This is a genomic window from Pseudomonas brassicacearum, from assembly GCF_009601685.2.
In the GTDB taxonomy this organism is placed as follows: Bacteria; Pseudomonadota; Gammaproteobacteria; order Pseudomonadales; family Pseudomonadaceae; genus Aquipseudomonas; species Aquipseudomonas kilonensis_B.
Genome location: NZ_CP045701.2, coordinates 1,147,778 through 1,164,332 on the forward strand (window position 1 = coordinate 1,147,778; position 16,555 = coordinate 1,164,332).

Sequence of the window (16,555 nt, forward strand, 5' to 3'; positions counted from 1 at the left end):
AGTCATGTTGAGTTTAGTTCGATTTTTACGTCTTGTATGGGAGGTTGTTTGTCGGCGCTCGCAGATCGTGATTGCTGAACTAAATAATATAATAGATATGTAATTATTAAGATGCGGAATTCAATTCTTTCTGATGTCTATATGGTGTCGCTATTCTACTCTGGGCATCCTGCCAATCTCAAGGCTCAAACTGGCAGTGTTGATACCCTTGGCCTACCGCAGGCGGCATATTTCGAAAAGGGAGATCGTTGAATTGTAGGTTTAGAGATGCTTTATTTTTCCTAAATGTATCCAAAAGCAATGATCGGAGCACGAAACTCGTCGCTGACCACACGGTAATGATTCCACTGCCGCGACATTTTCAGCCTTTGAAATCCGACAAAACAAACGACGTACAGCTAGTAAGATAAGCCGCAACCCCCTCCAACGACGGCATCACCTCGCTACACGACTCGGTGCGCTCCCCGTTAGCCTCCCGAATCAGTCCCACGGTATACCCGTCCTCAACCCGCCGCAGGGTGCCAACATATTTAACCGCACGACCTTCTTCGTCACTAAACGACGTCGCGACGAGATCCTTCTCCGGCAAGGCCTGCTCCGTTCGCGTCATCAGTGCCTTACGTTTCGCAGCGTAATCCTTGGCGGCGATCACGCTGGCAATCCCGAAGGCGATCCAGAAGAGCGTTTCCAGGTTGCTCACCATCCGCCGCTTCGCTTCATGGGTTTCGGTTAGCCAACTGCCTATCGCTGCGATGATGTCGTCCATGGATTACCTGCGTAAGGGCGTGATACCTGATGAGTCTGCGACGTGCAGCGTTTTACCACTCGGTGAGTGAGAACGAGCGCTGCGGTTTATAGAATATCTTTCACGTAACCGTTAAGCGCGATGAGTGGAGCGTGAAGGTCATCCATTTTCTGCACTGCGTTGAAATCCGCAGCCAAACGATGCAGCTCTCGGCCCAGCACCGTGTCCACTCCACCAATCGCCCCCAAGGCTAAATCCAGGCATCGACTGATTTCGCCCTGAATCCCAGCCACATCGCCCCGCCGTATCAGCAACTCAAAAACCTCACGGTCGCAACTGCCCATCAATGGATCATCCCGCAGGATCGGGCTGTGGCCCTCTGACTCATAAGCCAGCTTGAGGGAGTAAAGAGCGACCGTTTCCAGCAGCAATTCCATGGGGTGAAATCCTTAGTAACTGGGTGGGGAGGGTGGGGTGATGGTTATGACTTGGCTTCGGCAACTCGGAGTATCGGTGAGGGTGGTGGCTTTTTTGTGAGCGCTTCGCGCTCAAGCGGGAGCAAGCTCCCTCGCCACAGGTTTTTCCTCTATAACAGGTCTTCCCCTACCACAGGTTTTTCCCTGCTACAGGTTCTTCTCTACCACCGGAGTTCTTCCTTGTTCTCAGGTTCTTCCTTACCACAGGTTCTTCCTCTCCATGGGGTTGGCTATGGGGACCGCTTCGCGGCCCAGCGGGGATAAATCCCCTCGCCACAAAGGGGGGATAAATCCCTTCACCACACAGGGGAGCGGGGATAAATCCGCCTCACCACAAAAGCGCGTGGGGGATTGGTTGGGATCTGCATTAGCCGCAAAAAACCACTTTCCTGCAGACGAAAAAAAAGACCTTGAATTTCAAGGTCTTTCTTTAAGATGGTGCCCCGAGGGAGACTCGAACTCCCACTCCTTTCGAAAACGGATTTTGAATCCGCCGCGTCTACCAATTCCGCCATCAGGGCTCAATGGCGGCGAAGTATAGAGAGGTGCCTACCGTTGGTCAATCACGTTTCATGGTGAATTTTTGATATTTCCGCTAGACTTTCCGGCCCTGCTAGACGAACCCCATCATGCGTGTTGCTGACTTTACCTTCGAACTCCCGGATTCGCTGATCGCTCGCCACCCTCTGGCCGAGCGTCGCGCCAGTCGACTGTTGACCCTGGACGGGGTCAGCGGTGCCATGGCTCACCGTCAATTCACTGATTTGCTTGAGCATTTGCGCCCGGGCGATTTGATGGTGTTCAACAATACCCGTGTCATTCCCGCGCGTTTGTTCGGTCAGAAAGCCTCCGGCGGCAAGCTGGAGATTCTGGTGGAGCGGGTGCTGGACAGCCATCGCGTGCTGGCCCATGTGCGGTCGAGCAAGTCGCCCAAGCCCGGTTCGTCGATCTTGATCGACGGCGGCGGTGAGGCGCGGATGGTGGCGCGGCATGATGCGTTGTTCGAGCTGGAATTTGCCGAAGAGGTGTTGCCGCTGCTCGACCGTGTCGGGCACATGCCGTTGCCTCCTTATATAGACCGCCCGGACGAAGGTTCGGACCGCGAGCGGTATCAGACCGTGTACGCCGAGCGCCTGGGGGCGGTGGCGGCGCCGACGGCGGGGCTGCATTTTGATCAGCCGTTGCTGGAGGCGATTGCTGCCAAGGGCGTGGAGACCGCGTTCGTGACGCTGCACGTCGGCGCAGGCACGTTCCAGCCGGTGCGCGTGGAGCGCATCGAAGACCACCACATGCACAACGAATGGCTGGAAGTGAGCCAGGAAGTGGTCGATGCCGTGGCGGCCTGTCGCGCCCGCGCTGGGCGGGTGGTGGCGGTAGGGACCACCAGCGTGCGCTCCCTGGAAAGCGCCGCGCGCGATGGCGTGCTCAAGCCGTTCAGTGGCGACACCGATATCTTTATCTACCCGGGCCGGCCGTTTCATGTGGTCGATGCCCTGGTCACCAATTTTCATTTGCCCGAATCCACGCTGTTGATGCTGGTTTCGGCGTTCGCCGGTTATCCCGAAGCCATGGCCGCCTACAAGGCCGCCGTCGAGCATGGATACCGCTTTTTCAGCTACGGTGATGCGATGTTCATCACCCGTAACCCCGCGCCACGCGGACCCGAGGAAACAGTATGAGTCGCACCTGTCGCATGTCCTTCGAGTTGCTCGCCACCGATGGCAAGGCTCGTCGCGGTCGTCTGACCTTCCCCCGCGGTACCGTGGAAACCCCGGCGTTCATGCCGGTGGGCACCTATGGCACGGTCAAGGGCATGCTGCCGCGGGACATCGAGGCGATTGGCGCGGAAATCATCCTGGGCAATACCTTCCACCTGTGGCTGCGCCCGGGCATGGAAGTGATCAAGGCTCACGGCGACTTGCACGATTTCATGCAGTGGAAAGGCCCGATCCTGACCGACTCCGGCGGCTTCCAGGTGTTCAGCCTGGGCGCGATGCGCAAGATCAAGGAGGAGGGCGTGACCTTCGCTTCTCCGGTCGATGGCTCCAAGGTGTTCATGGGGCCGGAAGAGTCGATGCAGGTGCAACGCGACCTGGGCTCCGACATTGTGATGATCTTCGACGAATGCACGCCGTACCCGGCCGATGAGGACGTGGCGCGGGTGTCCATGGAGCTGTCGTTGCGCTGGGCCCAGCGGTCGAAGAACGCCCATGGCGACAACACCGCGGCGCTGTTCGGCATCGTTCAGGGCGGCATGCACCGTGACTTGCGCATGCGCTCGCTCGAAGGCCTGGACAAGATCGGCTTCGACGGCCTGGCCATTGGCGGCCTGTCGGTGGGCGAGCCCAAGCACGAGATGATCAAGGTGCTCGATTACCTGCCGGGCGAGATGCCGGCTGACAAACCTCGTTACCTTATGGGCGTTGGCAAACCGGAAGATCTGGTTGAGGGTGTGCGCCGCGGGGTGGACATGTTCGATTGCGTGATGCCAACCCGTAATGCCCGCAATGGGCATCTGTTCATCGACACCGGTGTGCTGAAGATCCGTAACGCGTTTCATCGCCATGATAATTCGCCGCTGGATCCGACGTGCGATTGCTACACCTGCCAGAACTTCTCCCGCGCTTATCTGCATCATTTGGACAAGTGCGGCGAAATGCTCGGCAGTATGCTCAATACCATCCACAATTTGCGCCATTATCAGGTGCTTATGGCTGGTTTGCGCGAGGCTATCCAACAGGGTACATTGGCCGCCTTTGTCGAGGCCTTCTATGCCAAGCGCGGGTTGCCTGTACCGCCTTTGGACTGAGTTTTCCGATCCCTAGATTCAATACTTGCAACTGGAGTGCTAAATGAGCTTTTTTATCTCTAATGCCATGGCTGACGCGGCTGCACCGGCTGCCGGCCCTATGGGCGGTGGTTTCGAGTGGATTTTCCTGGTCGGCTTCCTGGTCATCTTCTACCTGATGATCTGGCGTCCACAGGCCAAGCGCGCCAAAGAGCAGAAGAACCTGCTCAGCAGCCTGGCGAAGGGCGACGAAGTGGTCACCACCGGCGGCATCGCTGGCAAGATCACCAAAGTGGCTGACGACTTCGTGGTACTGGAAGTGTCCGACACTGTTGAAATGAAGTTCCAGAAGGGCGCTATCGCGGCCACGCTGCCAAAAGGCACGCTGAAAGCGATCTAAGTAACAACTTCTATTCAATCGACGGGGCGCGCAAGGCGCCCCGCGTCATAAGCGGGCGGCGTGATGCTGAACAAATACCCTCTGTGGAAATATGTACTGATCCTGGCGGTGCTGGCGGTCGGTCTGATTTATTCCGCTCCCAATCTTTACCCGGATGACCCGGCCATTCAGGTCAGTGGCGCAAGCACTGCGCTGCAGGTCACCCAGGCCGATCTGGACCGTGCGAGCGCTGCGCTCAAGGCGTCCAACATCGAGGTCAAGGCTGCGTCCATCGCCGAAAACGGCAAGGGCGGCCTGTTGCGCCTGGTCAAGGCTGAAGACCAGTTGCCAGCCAAGGATGTGGTGCGCAAGGCGTTGGGCGACGATTACGTCGTAGCCCTGAACCTGGCCCAAACCACGCCGCAATGGCTGCGCAATCTCGGCGCCCACCCAATGAAGCTGGGCCTGGACTTGTCCGGTGGTGTGCACTTCCTGCTGGAAGTGGACATGGACAAAGCCCTCGACGCGCGCCTGAAAGTCTATGAAGGCGACGTCAAGAGCTTGCTGCGCAAAGAGCGTGTGCGTTATCGCAGCCTGCCGCAAATCGATGGTGCCATTCAGCTGGGCTTCAGCGATGAAGATACCCGCGAAAAGGCCCGTGCGCTGGTCCGCAAGAACTTCAATGATTTCGACATTGTGCCGGCCGACCTCAATGGTCAGGCGGTGCTGCGTCTGGCGATGACCCCGGCCAAGCTGGCGGAAATCCGCGAATACTCCATCAAGCAGAACTTGACCACGGTACGTAACCGCGTCAACGAGCTGGGTGTGGCCGAGCCGATCGTGCAGCGCCAGGGCGCCAACCGCATCGTAGTTGAGCTGCCAGGCGTGCAGGACACCGCCGAAGCCAAGCGTATCCTCGGCAAGACCGCCAACCTGGAGTTCCGCCTGGCCGCTGAGCCGGGTGCTTCCAGGGCTACTTCCGAGAGCTTCGAGTTCCGTGAGGGCAATCGTCCGGCGGCGCAGATCGAGCGTGGCTTGATCATCACCGGTGACCAGGTAACCGACGCCCAGGCGGGCTTCGACGAGCAGGGCCGCCCCCAGGTGAACATTCGCCTGGACGGCCATGGCGGCGAACTGATGAACCGCGCCACGCGCAGCAACGTCGGTCGCAGCATGGCGGTGATCTTCATCGAGCAGAAGCCGACCACCACCTACACCAAGCAAGTGGTCAACGGCGTCGAGAAAGACGTACCGGTGCAGACCTTCAAGGAAGAGAAGAAGATCATCAGCCTGGCGACCATCCAGTCGCCGCTGGGCAGCCAGTTCCGCATCACCGGCCTGAATGGCCAGGGTGAATCCTCGGAGCTGGCCCTGCTGCTGCGTGCCGGTGGCCTGGCCGCGCCGATGTACTTCGCCGAAGAGCGCACCATTGGCCCGAGCCTGGGTGCCGACAACATCACCAAGGGTATCGATGCTTCGCTGTGGGGCATGTTGTTCGTGTCGCTGTTCATCATCGCCATCTACCGCTTCTTCGGCATCATCGCAACCGTCGCCCTGGGGGTGAACATGGTGTTGCTGCTGGCGCTGATGTCGATGCTGGGGGCCACGCTGACCCTGCCGGGTATCGCCGGTATCGTGCTGACCATGGGCATGGCGGTGGACGCCAACGTGCTGATCTTCTCGCGGATACGTGAAGAGATCGCCGCGGGCATGTCGGTCCAGCGGGCAATCAATGAAGGCTTCGGCCGGGCATTTACCGCGATTATCGATGCCAACCTGACCACGTTGCTGGTCGGCGGGATTCTCTTCGCCATGGGCACCGGCCCGGTCAAGGGCTTCGCAGTGACCATGTCCCTCGGGATCTTTACCTCGATGTTCACAGCCATTCTGGTGACCCGTGCAATGGTCAACCTGATTTATGGTGGCCGTGACTTCAAGAAGTTGTGGATTTAAGGGGCTGCCATGTTACGTACAATCAACTTCATGGGCGTTCGCAACGTTGCGTTCGGCGTCACATTGTTCCTTACCGTCCTGGCGTTGTTCAGCTGGGCCACCAAGGGCCTGAACTACGGCCTGGACTTCACCGGCGGTACGCTCATCGAGCTGACCTACGAGCGTCCGGCCGACGTCACCAAGGTGCGCGAGCAACTGGCGTCGTCGGGCTACAGCGATGCCATCGTGCAGAGCTTTGGTGCGACCACCGACCTGCTGGTGCGCATGCCGGGTGAAGACCCGCAGTTGGGCCACCAGGTGGCCGAAGCCTTGCAGAAGGCCGGCGGCGACAACCCGGCCCAGGTCAAGCGCGTCGAGTTCGTCGGCCCGCAAGTGGGTGAAGAGCTGCGCGACCAGGGCGGCCTCGGCATGCTGATGGCGCTGGGCGGCCTCCTGATCTACCTGGCCTTCCGCTTTCAGTGGAAGTTCGCGGTGGGCGCGATTGTCTCGCTGATCCACGACGTGATCGTGACCGTGGGCATCCTGTCGTTCTTCCAGGTCACCTTCGACCTGACGGTGCTGGCGGCGGTGCTGGCGATCATCGGTTACTCGCTCAACGACACCATCGTGGTGTTCGACCGGGTGCGTGAGAACTTCCGTGTGCTGCGCAAGGCGTCTTTGATCGAGAACATCAACATCTCGACCACCCAGACCCTGCTGCGGACCATGGCGACGTCGATCTCCACCTTGCTGGCGATTGCCGCGCTGCTGTTCTTTGGTGGCGACAACCTGTTCGGTTTCTCCATCGCGCTTTTCATCGGTGTGTTGGCGGGTACTTACTCGTCGATCTACATCGCCAACGTGGTGTTGATCTGGCTGAACCTGAGCACCGAGGACCTGATTCCTCCTGCGGCCACCGAAACGGAAGTGGACGACCGCCCGTAAGGCTCCGGTCTCCAACCGTCACCGCTGAAAAGGCGCGAGTTGAACTCGCGCCTTTTTTTGTGCTCCAAGGCTGGGAGAAGCGCGGATTAGTCCGCTTGTGATGGTCAGGAGGTTCAAGTGAATAAATCGATGCTGGTTGGTGCGGTATTGGGTGCTGTCGGTGTAACAGCCGGTGGTGCGGTCGCCACCTACAGCTTGGTAAAAAGTGGCCCTGAGTATGCGCAAGTTCTGGCCGTGGAGCCGGTCAAGACCCAAATCAAGACCCCGCGTGAAGTGTGCAAGGACGTCACCGTGACTCGGCAGAAGCCGGTCCAGGACCAACACCAGATCGCCGGTACCGTGCTGGGCGCCGTAGCCGGTGGCCTGCTGGGTAACCAGATCGGTGGTGGCACCGGCAAGAAAATCGCCACCGTGGCGGGTGCGGCCGGTGGTGGTTATGCCGGTAACAAGATCCAGGAAGGCATGCAGGAGCGCGACACCTACACCACCACCCAGACTCGCTGCAACACGGTCAATGACATCAGCGACAAGGTTGTAGGCTACGACGTTCGCTACATGCTCGACGGCAAAGAAGGCAAAGTCCGCATGGATCGCGACCCGGGCAACCAGATTCCGGTGAACAAGGAAGGCCAGCTGATCCTGGGGCAGAACGAACCGGCTCAGTGACCCAACCGCTATGAAAGAAGCACCCTTCGGGGTGCTTTTTTTCGCCCGCATTTTATGCCCGCAGGGGATCTGCGGTAGGCTTCGATTTCCCGGGTACACAAGTCTCCTCTGTGGGAGCAAGCTTTGCTCCCACAGGTTTTGCTCTTGCATGCTCTTGCATGCTCTTGCAAATAGTTGGAGGTATGTCGAAATCCGGGCATAAAAAAAGCACCCCTAAGGGTGCTTTTCTGTAGCCGGTTGCTTAGCGCTTCAGCGAAGCCGGCAAGTGTGGCTGGATGGCGGTAAGCACAGCCTTGAAGCATTTGGTGTTGCCGGCAACGATGTGGCCTTTTTCGAGGAAGTCGTGGCCGCCGGTGAAGTCGCTCACCAAGCCGCCGGCTTCCTGGATCAGCAGGGCGCCAGCAGCCATGTCCCATTCGGACAGGCCCGATTCCCAGAACGCATCGAAACGGCCTGCAGCCACATAAGCCAGGTCCAGGCTCGCAGCGCCGGCGCGGCGAATGCCGGCGGTCTGGCCGACCAGGGCGCGGAACATGCCCAGGTAGTTATCCAGGTTGTCCATCTGGTCGTCACGGAACGGGAAGCCGGTACCCAGCAGGGCGCCGTCCAGGCTGGTGCGGCCGCTGACGCGCAGGCGACGACCGTTCAGTTGGGCGCCACGACCACGGCTGGCGGTGAATTCTTCCTGGCGAACCGGGTCCAGCACAACGGCGTGTTCCAGGCGGCCACGGTATTTGCAGGCGATGCTGACAGCGAAGTGAGGAATGCCGCGCAAGAAGTTAGTAGTGCCGTCCAGCGGATCGATGATCCACAGGTACTCTTCGCCTTCGATGCCAGTACCGGCGTGCATGCCGGTCTCTTCACCGAGGATCGAGTGGTTCGGGTAAGCCTTGCGCAGGGCGTCGACGATTTTTTGCTCGGCGGCGCGATCAACCTCGGACACGTAGTCCTTGGCGTCTTTTTCATCGACCTTGATGGTATCCAGGCGCTCGATGGAGCGGAAGATCAGTTCACTGGCGCTGCGGGCGGCGCGCAGCGCGATATTCAGCATGGGCTGCATGGATGTGTCACCTAAGGTTGTTAAAGAAAGCCGCGCATTCTATCAGAAAGTTTTCCAAGGAGAAGGTTGGTGTTCGCTTTCATAGCTTAACGGTAGGTGCTTATGTAAGATTTGCTCCCTTTATCGTGTTCGAGAGCGCCTCCCTTGTTGCAGAACATTCGTGTCGTCCTGGTCAATACCAGCCATCCGGGTAACATCGGCGGAGCTGCGCGGGCCATGAAGAACATGGGCCTGTCGCGCCTGGTGCTGGTCGAGCCGCGCTTGTTTCCCCATCACGAAGCCGACGCCCGGGCTTCCGGTGCCGGCGACGTGCTGGCCAATGCCCAGGTCGTCGCCACACTGGAAGACGCCCTGGTGGGGTGCAACCTGGTGCTCGGCACCAGCGCCCGCGACCGGCGTATCCCCTGGCCGTTGCTCGACCCCCGCGAATGCGGCACCAAAGTGGTCGAGCAAGCCACGCAAGGCTTTGAGATTGCCCTGGTGTTCGGTCGTGAAGACTCCGGCCTGACCAACGACGAGCTGCAGCGATGTCACTTTCACGTGCATATCCCTTCCGACCCCGAATTCAGTTCCTTGAACCTGGGGGCGGCGGTGCAGGTGTTGAGTTATGAAGTGCGCATGGCTTGGCTGGCAGCCGAAGGCAAACCCAGCAAAGTCGAAAAAACCGAGGTCACGTCGCCGCGCAGTGAGACACTGGCGACCATGGACGAGCTGGAACGATTCTATGAGCACCTGGAGCAGAGCCTGGTGGACATCGAGTTTCTCGATCCGGAAAAGCCGCGACACTTGATGGCGCGCCTGCGTCGGTTGTACGGACGAAGCTCGGTCAGCCGGGCGGAGATGAATATATTGCGCGGCATCCTCACGGAAACCCAGAAGGCGGCCCGTGGCGAGCTGATTAAGCGGAAGAAATAAAATGTTCGAACGTTTGCGTGAAGATATCCAAAGTGTTTTCCATCGTGACCCAGCGGCGCGCAATGCCTTTGAAGTGCTGACCTGCTACCCGGGGATGCACGCGATCTGGATCCATCGCCTGTCCGGTGCTTTGTGGAACATGGGCTGGAAGTGGCTGGCGCGGCTGGTTTCGAACTTCGGGCGCTGGCTGACCGGGATCGAGATCCATCCGGGCGCCAAGGTTGGCCGTCGGTTCTTCATCGACCATGGCATGGGCATTGTCATCGGCGAAACCGCCGAGATCGGCGACGATGTGACGCTGTACCAAGGTGTGACTCTCGGCGGCACCAGTTGGAACAAGGGCAAGCGCCACCCAACCCTGGAAGACGGCGTGGTGGTGGGCGCCGGTGCCAAGGTGCTCGGGCCGTTCACGGTGGGGGCGGGGGCGAAAGTCGGCTCCAATGCCGTGGTGACCAAGGCCGTGCCGCCCGGCGCGACCGTGGTGGGTATTCCGGGGCGGATCATCGTCAAGTCCGATGACGAGCAGAGCGCGCGCCGCAAGGCCATGGCCGAGAAAATCGGCTTCGATGCCTACGGTGTCGGCGAAGACATGCCCGACCCGGTCGCCCGCGCCATCAACCAGTTGCTCGATCACCTGCAGGCCGTCGACGGACGCCTGGAGGGGATGTGCGGGGCTCTGAAGGAGCTGGGCAGTAATTACTGTGCCAAGGACCTGCCTGAACTGCGCGAAGAAGACTTTGCGTGTGTGAAGGACAAGGATGAGACTCAGGCCAGCTAAACCGAGGTGCCTGCATCGCGGGCAAGCCTTGCTCCCACAGGGGTTCTGGTTGTTACAGGGCCCCTGGTTTTACAGGCGTCCTGGTTTTTGAAAGAGCCCTCCGTGGGAATGGGGGGTCCTGTGGGAGCAAAGCTTGCTCGCGATAAACGATAACGCGGTATCACTGGTCGCCGCCGACCAGCCTTTGCTATCATGCGCGCGCTCTTTCGCGGGTAAACCTGAGTAAAGTACTAGGTCTTATACTTGACTTAAACACTCGGGAATTGCATACTCGCCCCCATTCCGAACTCCGTGGTAATTGTCCATGCGACTGACTACAAAAGGCCGATACGCCGTGACCGCAATGCTGGATCTGGCATTGCATGCGCAGCACGGGCCGGTGTCTCTGGCCGATATCTCCGAGCGCCAGGGCATTTCCTTGTCCTACCTTGAACAGCTGTTCGCCAAGCTGCGCCGTAGCAACCTGGTTTCCAGCGTTCGCGGCCCGGGCGGCGGCTACCAGTTGTCGCGCGACATGCAGGGCATCCAGGTCGCCCAGGTGATCGATGCGGTGAATGAATCGGTCGATGCGACCAAATGCCAGGGCCTTGGCGACTGCCATGGCGGCGATACTTGCCTGACCCACCACTTGTGGTGCGACCTCAGCCTGCAGATCCACGAATTTCTAAGCGGTATCAGCTTGGCTGACCTTGTAACTCGCCGTGAGGTGCAAGAAGTAGCCCAGCGTCAGGACCAGCGCCGTTGCAATGGCAAGGCGCCGCACCTGGACAAGATTGAAGCGTCCGCCGTCGAATGACCGCCGCAGAGCACGCGGAACGCCAGCCAGCCTGATTTAGGAGAGAGTCCATGAAATTGCCGATTTACCTTGATTACTCTGCGACCACCCCGGTTGATCCGCGTGTTGCGCAAAAAATGAGTGAATGCCTGCTGGTCGACGGAAACTTCGGTAACCCGGCGTCCCGTTCCCACGTGTTCGGCTGGAAGGCCGAAGAGTCGGTCGAAAACGCCCGCCGCCAGGTCGCGGACCTGGTCAACGCCGACCCGCGTGAAATCGTCTGGACTTCCGGTGCCACCGAGTCCGACAACCTGGCAATCAAGGGTGTCGCGCACTTCTATCACACCAAGGGCAAGCACCTGATCACCTCCAAGATCGAGCACAAGGCTGTCCTGGACACCATGCGCCAACTGGAGCGTGAAGGTTTCGAAGTCACCTACATCGAACCGGGTGAAGACGGCATCATCACGCCAGCCATGGTCGAAGCCGCCCTGCGCGACGACACCATCCTGGTTTCGATCATGCACGTGAACAACGAAATCGGCACCATCAACGACATCGCCGCCATCGGCGAGCTGACCCGTTCCAAGGGCATCCTGTTCCACGTCGACGCGGCCCAGTCAACCGGCAAGGTCGACATCGACCTGTCCAAGCTGAAAGTCGACCTGATGTCGTTCTCGGCCCACAAGACCTACGGCCCTAAAGGCATCGGCGCGCTGTACGTCAGCCGCAAGCCGCGTGTTCGCCTCGAAGCGACCATGCACGGCGGCGGTCACGAACGTGGCATGCGTTCCGGCACCCTGGCGACCCACCAGATCGTCGGCATGGGCGAAGCCTTCCGTGTAGCCAAGGAAGACATGGCTGCCGAGAACGTGCGTATCAAGGCCCTGAGCGACCGCTTCTTCAAGCAGGTCGAGCACCTGGAAGAGCTCTACGTCAACGGCAGCATGACCGCCCGCGTACCGCACAACCTGAACCTGAGCTTCAACTATGTTGAAGGCGAGTCGCTGATCATGGCGCTCAAGGATCTGGCCGTGTCGTCTGGTTCGGCCTGCACCTCGGCATCGCTGGAGCCTTCGTACGTCCTGCGCGCCCTGGGCCGCAACGACGAACTGGCCCACAGCTCGATCCGCTTCACCTTCGGCCGTTTCACCACCGAAGAAGAAATCGATTACGCCGCGCAGAAAGTTTGCGAGGCCGTTACCAAGCTGCGCGCTCTGTCGCCGCTGTGGGACATGTACAAAGACGGCGTCGACATTTCGAAAATCGAGTGGGCGGCGCACTGAAGAAGTCGCCACCAGAGCGACTCACTGATGAGGATTAAAGCAAATGGCATATAGCGAAAAGGTCATCGACCACTACGAGAACCCGCGCAACGTCGGCAAGATGGACGCGCAGGATCCTGATGTGGGCACCGGCATGGTCGGCGCCCCAGCATGCGGCGACGTGATGCGCCTGCAGATCAAGGTCAACGAGCAAGGCATCATCGAAGATGCCAAGTTCAAGACCTACGGCTGCGGTTCCGCTATCGCGTCCAGCTCCCTGGCCACCGAGTGGATGAAGGGCAAGACTCTCGACGAAGCCGAAACCATCAAGAACACCCAGCTGGCCGAAGAACTGGCCCTGCCGCCAGTGAAGATCCACTGCTCGGTACTCGCCGAAGACGCCATCAAGGCCGCCGTTCGCGATTACAAGCAGAAGAAAGGCTTGATCTGATCCGCGTTACGGTAAGGAGTTTTCCATGGCTATCCAGATGACAGAAGCGGCAGCTAAGCATGTGCAGCGCTCCCTTGCAGGGCGCGGCAAGGGCGAGGGTATCCGCCTGGGTGTTCGCACCACGGGCTGTTCCGGCCTCGCCTATGTACTGGAATTCGTCGACGAAGTCGGTGAAGACGACCAGGTGTTCGAGAGTCATGGTCAGAAAGTGATCATCGACCCGAAAAGCCTGACGTACCTGGACGGCACCGAACTGGATTTCGTCAAGGAAGGGTTGAACGAAGGCTTCAAGTTCAACAACCCCAACGTGCGCGGTGAATGTGGCTGCGGCGAAAGCTTCAACATCTGAGGCGGCTTGTGGGTACTCCTTGTCATTTTGCGTTGTTCCAGATGCAGCCCGCGTTCCAACTGGATCTCGATCAGTTGTCCGCGCGTTACCTTGAATTGGCCCGTGGCGTCCATCCCGACCGCTTTGCCGATGCTTCCGAGGCGGAGCAGCGGCGTGCGCTCGAGCAGTCGGCGAACCTCAACGAGGCGTACCAGACGCTCAAGAGTCCTGCCAAGCGCGCGCGTTATCTGCTCGCCATCAGCGGCCATGAGTTGCCGCTGGAGGTCACGGTCCACGATCCCGAGTTTCTTTTGCAGCAGATGCAATGGCGCGAAGAGCTCGAAGACCTGCAGGACAGCGCCGACCTGGCCGGTGTCGCGGTATTCAAGCGTCGCTTGAAAGACGCCCAGCTAGAACTGAACGAAAGCTTCGCAGCCTGCTGGAACGATGCCGCGCAACGCGAACAGGCCGAACGCCTGATGCGGCGCATGCAGTTCCTCGACAAGCTCACCTACGAAGTGCGCCAGCTCGAAGAGCGCCTCGACGATTAACCCAGTGCCGCTCCGGTCGCACGCCTGATTACAGATAAGTCCTGATTACGATGGCCCTACTGCAGATCGCCGAACCCGGCCAAAGTCCACAACCGCACCAGCGTCGCCTGGCTGTCGGGATCGACTTGGGTACCACCAATTCCCTGGTCGCTGCCTTGCGCAGCGGTCTTTCCGAACCGCTGGCCGACGAGCAGGGGCGGGTGATCCTGCCGTCCGCCGTACGCTATCACGCCGATCGCGTTGAAGTGGGCGAGTCGGCCAAGCTGGCCGCCGCCACCGACCCGTTGAACACCATCGTGTCGGTCAAGCGCTTGATGGGTCGTGGTCTGTCCGACGTCAAGCAATTGGGCGACCAACTGCCGTACCGCTTCGTCGGTGGCCAATCCCACATGCCGTTCATCGAAACCGTACAAGGCCCGAAAAGCCCGGTAGAGGTTTCCGCCGACATCCTCAAGGTGTTGCGCCAGCGCGCCGAAGCGGCGTTAGGTGGTGAATTGGTGGGCGCGGTCATCACCGTCCCGGCTTATTTCGATGACGCCCAGCGCCAAGCCACCAAGGATGCGGCCAAGCTCGCCGGCCTGAACGTGCTGCGCCTGCTCAACGAACCGACCGCCGCTGCGGTGGCGTATGGCCTGGACCAGCATGCCGAAGGCCTGGTCGCCATCTACGACCTGGGCGGCGGCACTTTCGATATCTCCATCCTGCGCCTGACTGGCGGTGTTTTCGAAGTCCTGGCCACCGGCGGCGACAGCGCCCTGGGCGGCGATGATTTCGACCACGCCATCGCGGGCTGGATCATCGAGCAAGCCGGCTTGTCCGCTGATCTCGACCCGGGTGCGCAGCGTCAGTTGCTGCAAACCGCCTGCGCCGCCAAGGAAGCCTTGACCAACGCCGCCACGGTTGAAGTCGCTTATGGCGACTGGAAAGCCGCGCTGACCCGCGAAGCCTTCGATGCCCTGATCGAGCCCATGGTCGCCCGCAGCCTCAAGGCCTGCCGCCGTGCCGTGCGTGATTCCGGTGTGGAGCTCGAAGACGTCAAGGCCGTGGTCATGGTCGGTGGTTCGACTCGCGTACCTCGGGTTCGCGAAGCCGTTGCCGAGGCCTTTGGCCGCCAGCCGCTGACTGAAATCGACCCGGACCAGGTGGTTGCCATCGGCGCCGCGATCCAGGCCGATACCCTGGCCGGCAACAAGCGCGATGGCGGCGAACTGCTGTTGCTCGACGTGATCCCGTTGTCCCTGGGGCTGGAAACCATGGGCGGCCTGATGGAGAAGGTGATTCCGCGTAACACCACCATCCCGGTCGCTCGTGCCCAGGACTTCACCACCTATAAAGACGGCCAGTCGGCCATGATGATCCACGTGCTGCAAGGCGAGCGTGAGCTGATCAGCGACTGCCGCTCCCTGGCCCGCTTCGAATTGCGCGGCATCCCGGCCATGGTCGCCGGTGCGGCGAAGATCCGGGTGACCTTCCAGGTCGATGCCGACGGCTTGCTCAACGTTTCCGCCCGCGAACTGGGTTCGGGCGTCGAGGCCAGCATCCAGGTCAAGCCGTCCTATGGCCTGACCGACGGCGAAATCGCCAAGATGCTCAAGGATTCCTTCCAGCACGCCAGCGACGACAAGGTCGCCCGCGTATTGCGCGAGCAACAGGTCGACGCCCAGCGCCTGATCGAAGCCGTGCAAGGTGCCCTGGAGGCTGATGGCGAGCGCTTGTTGGACGCTGAAGAGCGCATGGTCATCGAACTGCAAATGCAGGAACTGTCCGAATTGATCAAGGGCACCGATGGTTATGCCATCGAGCAACAGACCAAGCGTCTGTCGCACGTCACCGATGCCTTTGCTGCCCGCCGCCTGGACTCGACGGTGAAAGCCGCCCTGGCGGGGCGCAACCTGAATGAAATCGAGGAATAACTGATGCCGCAGGTGATTTTTCTGCCCCACGAGAAGTTCTGTCCGGAGGGCATGGTCGTGGAGGCTGAGCCCGGAATCTCGATTCTCGAGCTGGCCCATGAGCACCATATCGAGATGGAAAGTGCCTGTGGCGGCGTTTGTGCTTGCACGACGTGCCATTGCATCATTCGTGAAGGCTTCGATTCGCTGGAAGAGGCTGACGAGCTGGAAGAGGATTTTCTTGACCGTGCCTGGGGGCTTGAGCCGCAGTCGCGCCTGGGTTGCCAGGCCATCGTCGGCACCGAAGACCTGACCGTCGAGATCCCGAGATATTCGCTTAACCATGCGGCCGAAGCGCCGCACTGATGGTGACACTGTCATGAGCTATGGTTGGAATGATGTACAACGCATCGCAGAAGAACTGGCCGAAGCCAAGCCGGACGTGGATCCGCTGAAGGTCAATTTCGTCGATCTGCAGCACTGGATCATGGAGCTTCCCGGTTTCGACAGTACCTCTGGCCGTTGTGGCGAGAAGGTCTTGGAAGCGGTCCAGACGCTCTGGATCGAAGAAATCGACTGATCGACCCGGCAGGTTAGGCAATACCCCTG

Annotated in this window: 19 protein-coding genes and 1 tRNA gene; 16 read left to right on the forward strand and 4 right to left on the reverse strand. The window is 60.0% G+C overall.

The genetic code is table 11. From position 1 onward, the window contains the following. Positions 1–361: 361 nt before the first annotated feature. The 3 genes from GFU70_RS04845 to GFU70_RS04855 all read right to left on the reverse strand — a co-directional run bounded on the left by GFU70_RS04845 (position 362) and on the right by GFU70_RS04855 (position 1,742). Positions 362–766, reverse strand: a complete 405-nt coding sequence (locus GFU70_RS04845) for a hypothetical protein (protein WP_116643125.1) — start codon at positions 764–766, stop codon at positions 362–364. A gap of 86 nt (positions 767–852) precedes the next feature. After that, positions 853–1,182: a hypothetical protein gene (locus GFU70_RS04850; RefSeq protein ID WP_153387686.1), complete on the reverse strand. Its 330-nt coding sequence runs from the start codon at positions 1,180–1,182 to the stop codon at positions 853–855. A 475-nt stretch (positions 1,183–1,657) separates the two neighbouring features. Further along, a tRNA-Leu gene (locus tag GFU70_RS04855) sits at positions 1,658–1,742 on the reverse strand. A 108-nt stretch (positions 1,743–1,850) separates the two neighbouring features. On the opposite strand from GFU70_RS04855, the gene queA reads away from it, so the two are divergent. The 6 genes from queA to GFU70_RS04885 all read left to right on the forward strand — a co-directional run bounded on the left by queA (position 1,851) and on the right by GFU70_RS04885 (position 7,931). Next, positions 1,851–2,900, forward strand: coding sequence for a tRNA preQ1(34) S-adenosylmethionine ribosyltransferase-isomerase QueA (gene queA / locus GFU70_RS04860; protein ID WP_116643123.1), 1,050 nt, complete (start codon positions 1,851–1,853; stop codon positions 2,898–2,900). Between the two features lie 14 nt (positions 2,901–2,914). Continuing rightward, positions 2,915–4,030: a tRNA guanosine(34) transglycosylase Tgt gene (gene tgt, locus GFU70_RS04865; RefSeq protein WP_161796642.1), complete on the forward strand. Its 1,116-nt coding sequence runs from the start codon at positions 2,915–2,917 to the stop codon at positions 4,028–4,030. A 43-nt stretch (positions 4,031–4,073) separates the two neighbouring features. Further along, complete coding sequence (gene yajC / locus GFU70_RS04870) at positions 4,074–4,409, forward strand: preprotein translocase subunit YajC (RefSeq protein WP_058546903.1); 336 nt, start codon at positions 4,074–4,076, stop codon at positions 4,407–4,409. Between the two features lie 63 nt (positions 4,410–4,472). Beyond that, positions 4,473–6,341 carry a protein translocase subunit SecD gene (gene secD, locus GFU70_RS04875; RefSeq protein WP_116643122.1) on the forward strand — a complete coding sequence of 623 codons (1,869 nt, stop codon included), beginning with the start codon at positions 4,473–4,475 and terminating at the stop codon, positions 6,339–6,341. Positions 6,342–6,350: 9 nt separating this feature from the next. Then, positions 6,351–7,265, forward strand: coding sequence for a protein translocase subunit SecF (gene secF / locus GFU70_RS04880; RefSeq protein WP_153387687.1), 915 nt, complete (start codon positions 6,351–6,353; stop codon positions 7,263–7,265). A gap of 117 nt (positions 7,266–7,382) precedes the next feature. Then, positions 7,383–7,931, forward strand: a complete 549-nt coding sequence (locus GFU70_RS04885; RefSeq protein ID WP_003197986.1) for a glycine zipper 2TM domain-containing protein — start codon at positions 7,383–7,385, stop codon at positions 7,929–7,931. A 241-nt stretch (positions 7,932–8,172) separates the two neighbouring features. On the opposite strand, the gene suhB is transcribed toward GFU70_RS04885, so the two are convergent. After that, positions 8,173–8,991 carry an inositol-phosphate phosphatase gene (gene suhB / locus GFU70_RS04890; protein ID WP_003185165.1) on the reverse strand — a complete coding sequence of 273 codons (819 nt, stop codon included), beginning with the start codon at positions 8,989–8,991 and terminating at the stop codon, positions 8,173–8,175. Between the two features lie 144 nt (positions 8,992–9,135). Between suhB and trmJ the strand changes: the two genes are divergently transcribed. The 10 genes from trmJ to iscX all read left to right on the forward strand — a co-directional run bounded on the left by trmJ (position 9,136) and on the right by iscX (position 16,526). After that, entirely contained in the window at positions 9,136–9,906 is a 771-nt protein-coding gene (gene trmJ / locus GFU70_RS04895) for a tRNA (cytosine(32)/uridine(32)-2'-O)-methyltransferase TrmJ (RefSeq protein WP_058546906.1), read from the forward strand. A 1-nt stretch (position 9,907) separates the two neighbouring features. After that, positions 9,908–10,684: a serine O-acetyltransferase gene (cysE, locus tag GFU70_RS04900; protein WP_064107081.1), complete on the forward strand. Its 777-nt coding sequence runs from the start codon at positions 9,908–9,910 to the stop codon at positions 10,682–10,684. 304 nt (positions 10,685–10,988) lie between these two features. Then, positions 10,989–11,480: a Fe-S cluster assembly transcriptional regulator IscR gene (gene iscR / locus GFU70_RS04905; RefSeq protein ID WP_024777044.1), complete on the forward strand. Its 492-nt coding sequence runs from the start codon at positions 10,989–10,991 to the stop codon at positions 11,478–11,480. 50 nt (positions 11,481–11,530) lie between these two features. After that, complete coding sequence (locus tag GFU70_RS04910; protein ID WP_153387688.1) at positions 11,531–12,745, forward strand: IscS subfamily cysteine desulfurase; 1,215 nt, start codon at positions 11,531–11,533, stop codon at positions 12,743–12,745. Positions 12,746–12,788: 43 nt separating this feature from the next. Continuing rightward, complete coding sequence (gene iscU / locus GFU70_RS04915) at positions 12,789–13,175, forward strand: Fe-S cluster assembly scaffold IscU (protein ID WP_003185157.1); 387 nt, start codon at positions 12,789–12,791, stop codon at positions 13,173–13,175. Positions 13,176–13,200: 25 nt separating this feature from the next. After that, positions 13,201–13,524 carry an iron-sulfur cluster assembly protein IscA gene (gene iscA, locus GFU70_RS04920; protein ID WP_030139597.1) on the forward strand — a complete coding sequence of 108 codons (324 nt, stop codon included), beginning with the start codon at positions 13,201–13,203 and terminating at the stop codon, positions 13,522–13,524. A gap of 8 nt (positions 13,525–13,532) precedes the next feature. Then, on the forward strand, positions 13,533–14,054 hold the full coding sequence (hscB, locus tag GFU70_RS04925; protein ID WP_116643121.1) for a co-chaperone HscB: 522 nt from the start codon (positions 13,533–13,535) through the stop codon (positions 14,052–14,054). Between the two features lie 50 nt (positions 14,055–14,104). Further along, entirely contained in the window at positions 14,105–15,967 is a 1,863-nt protein-coding gene (hscA, locus tag GFU70_RS04930) for a Fe-S protein assembly chaperone HscA (RefSeq protein WP_116643120.1), read from the forward strand. A 3-nt stretch (positions 15,968–15,970) separates the two neighbouring features. Continuing rightward, positions 15,971–16,312: an ISC system 2Fe-2S type ferredoxin gene (gene fdx, locus GFU70_RS04935; RefSeq protein ID WP_058542527.1), complete on the forward strand. Its 342-nt coding sequence runs from the start codon at positions 15,971–15,973 to the stop codon at positions 16,310–16,312. A gap of 13 nt (positions 16,313–16,325) precedes the next feature. Then, a complete protein-coding gene (gene iscX / locus GFU70_RS04940) occupies positions 16,326–16,526 on the forward strand; it encodes a Fe-S cluster assembly protein IscX (RefSeq protein ID WP_058542528.1) in 201 nt (66 codons plus the stop codon). Positions 16,527–16,555 lie beyond the last annotated feature (29 nt).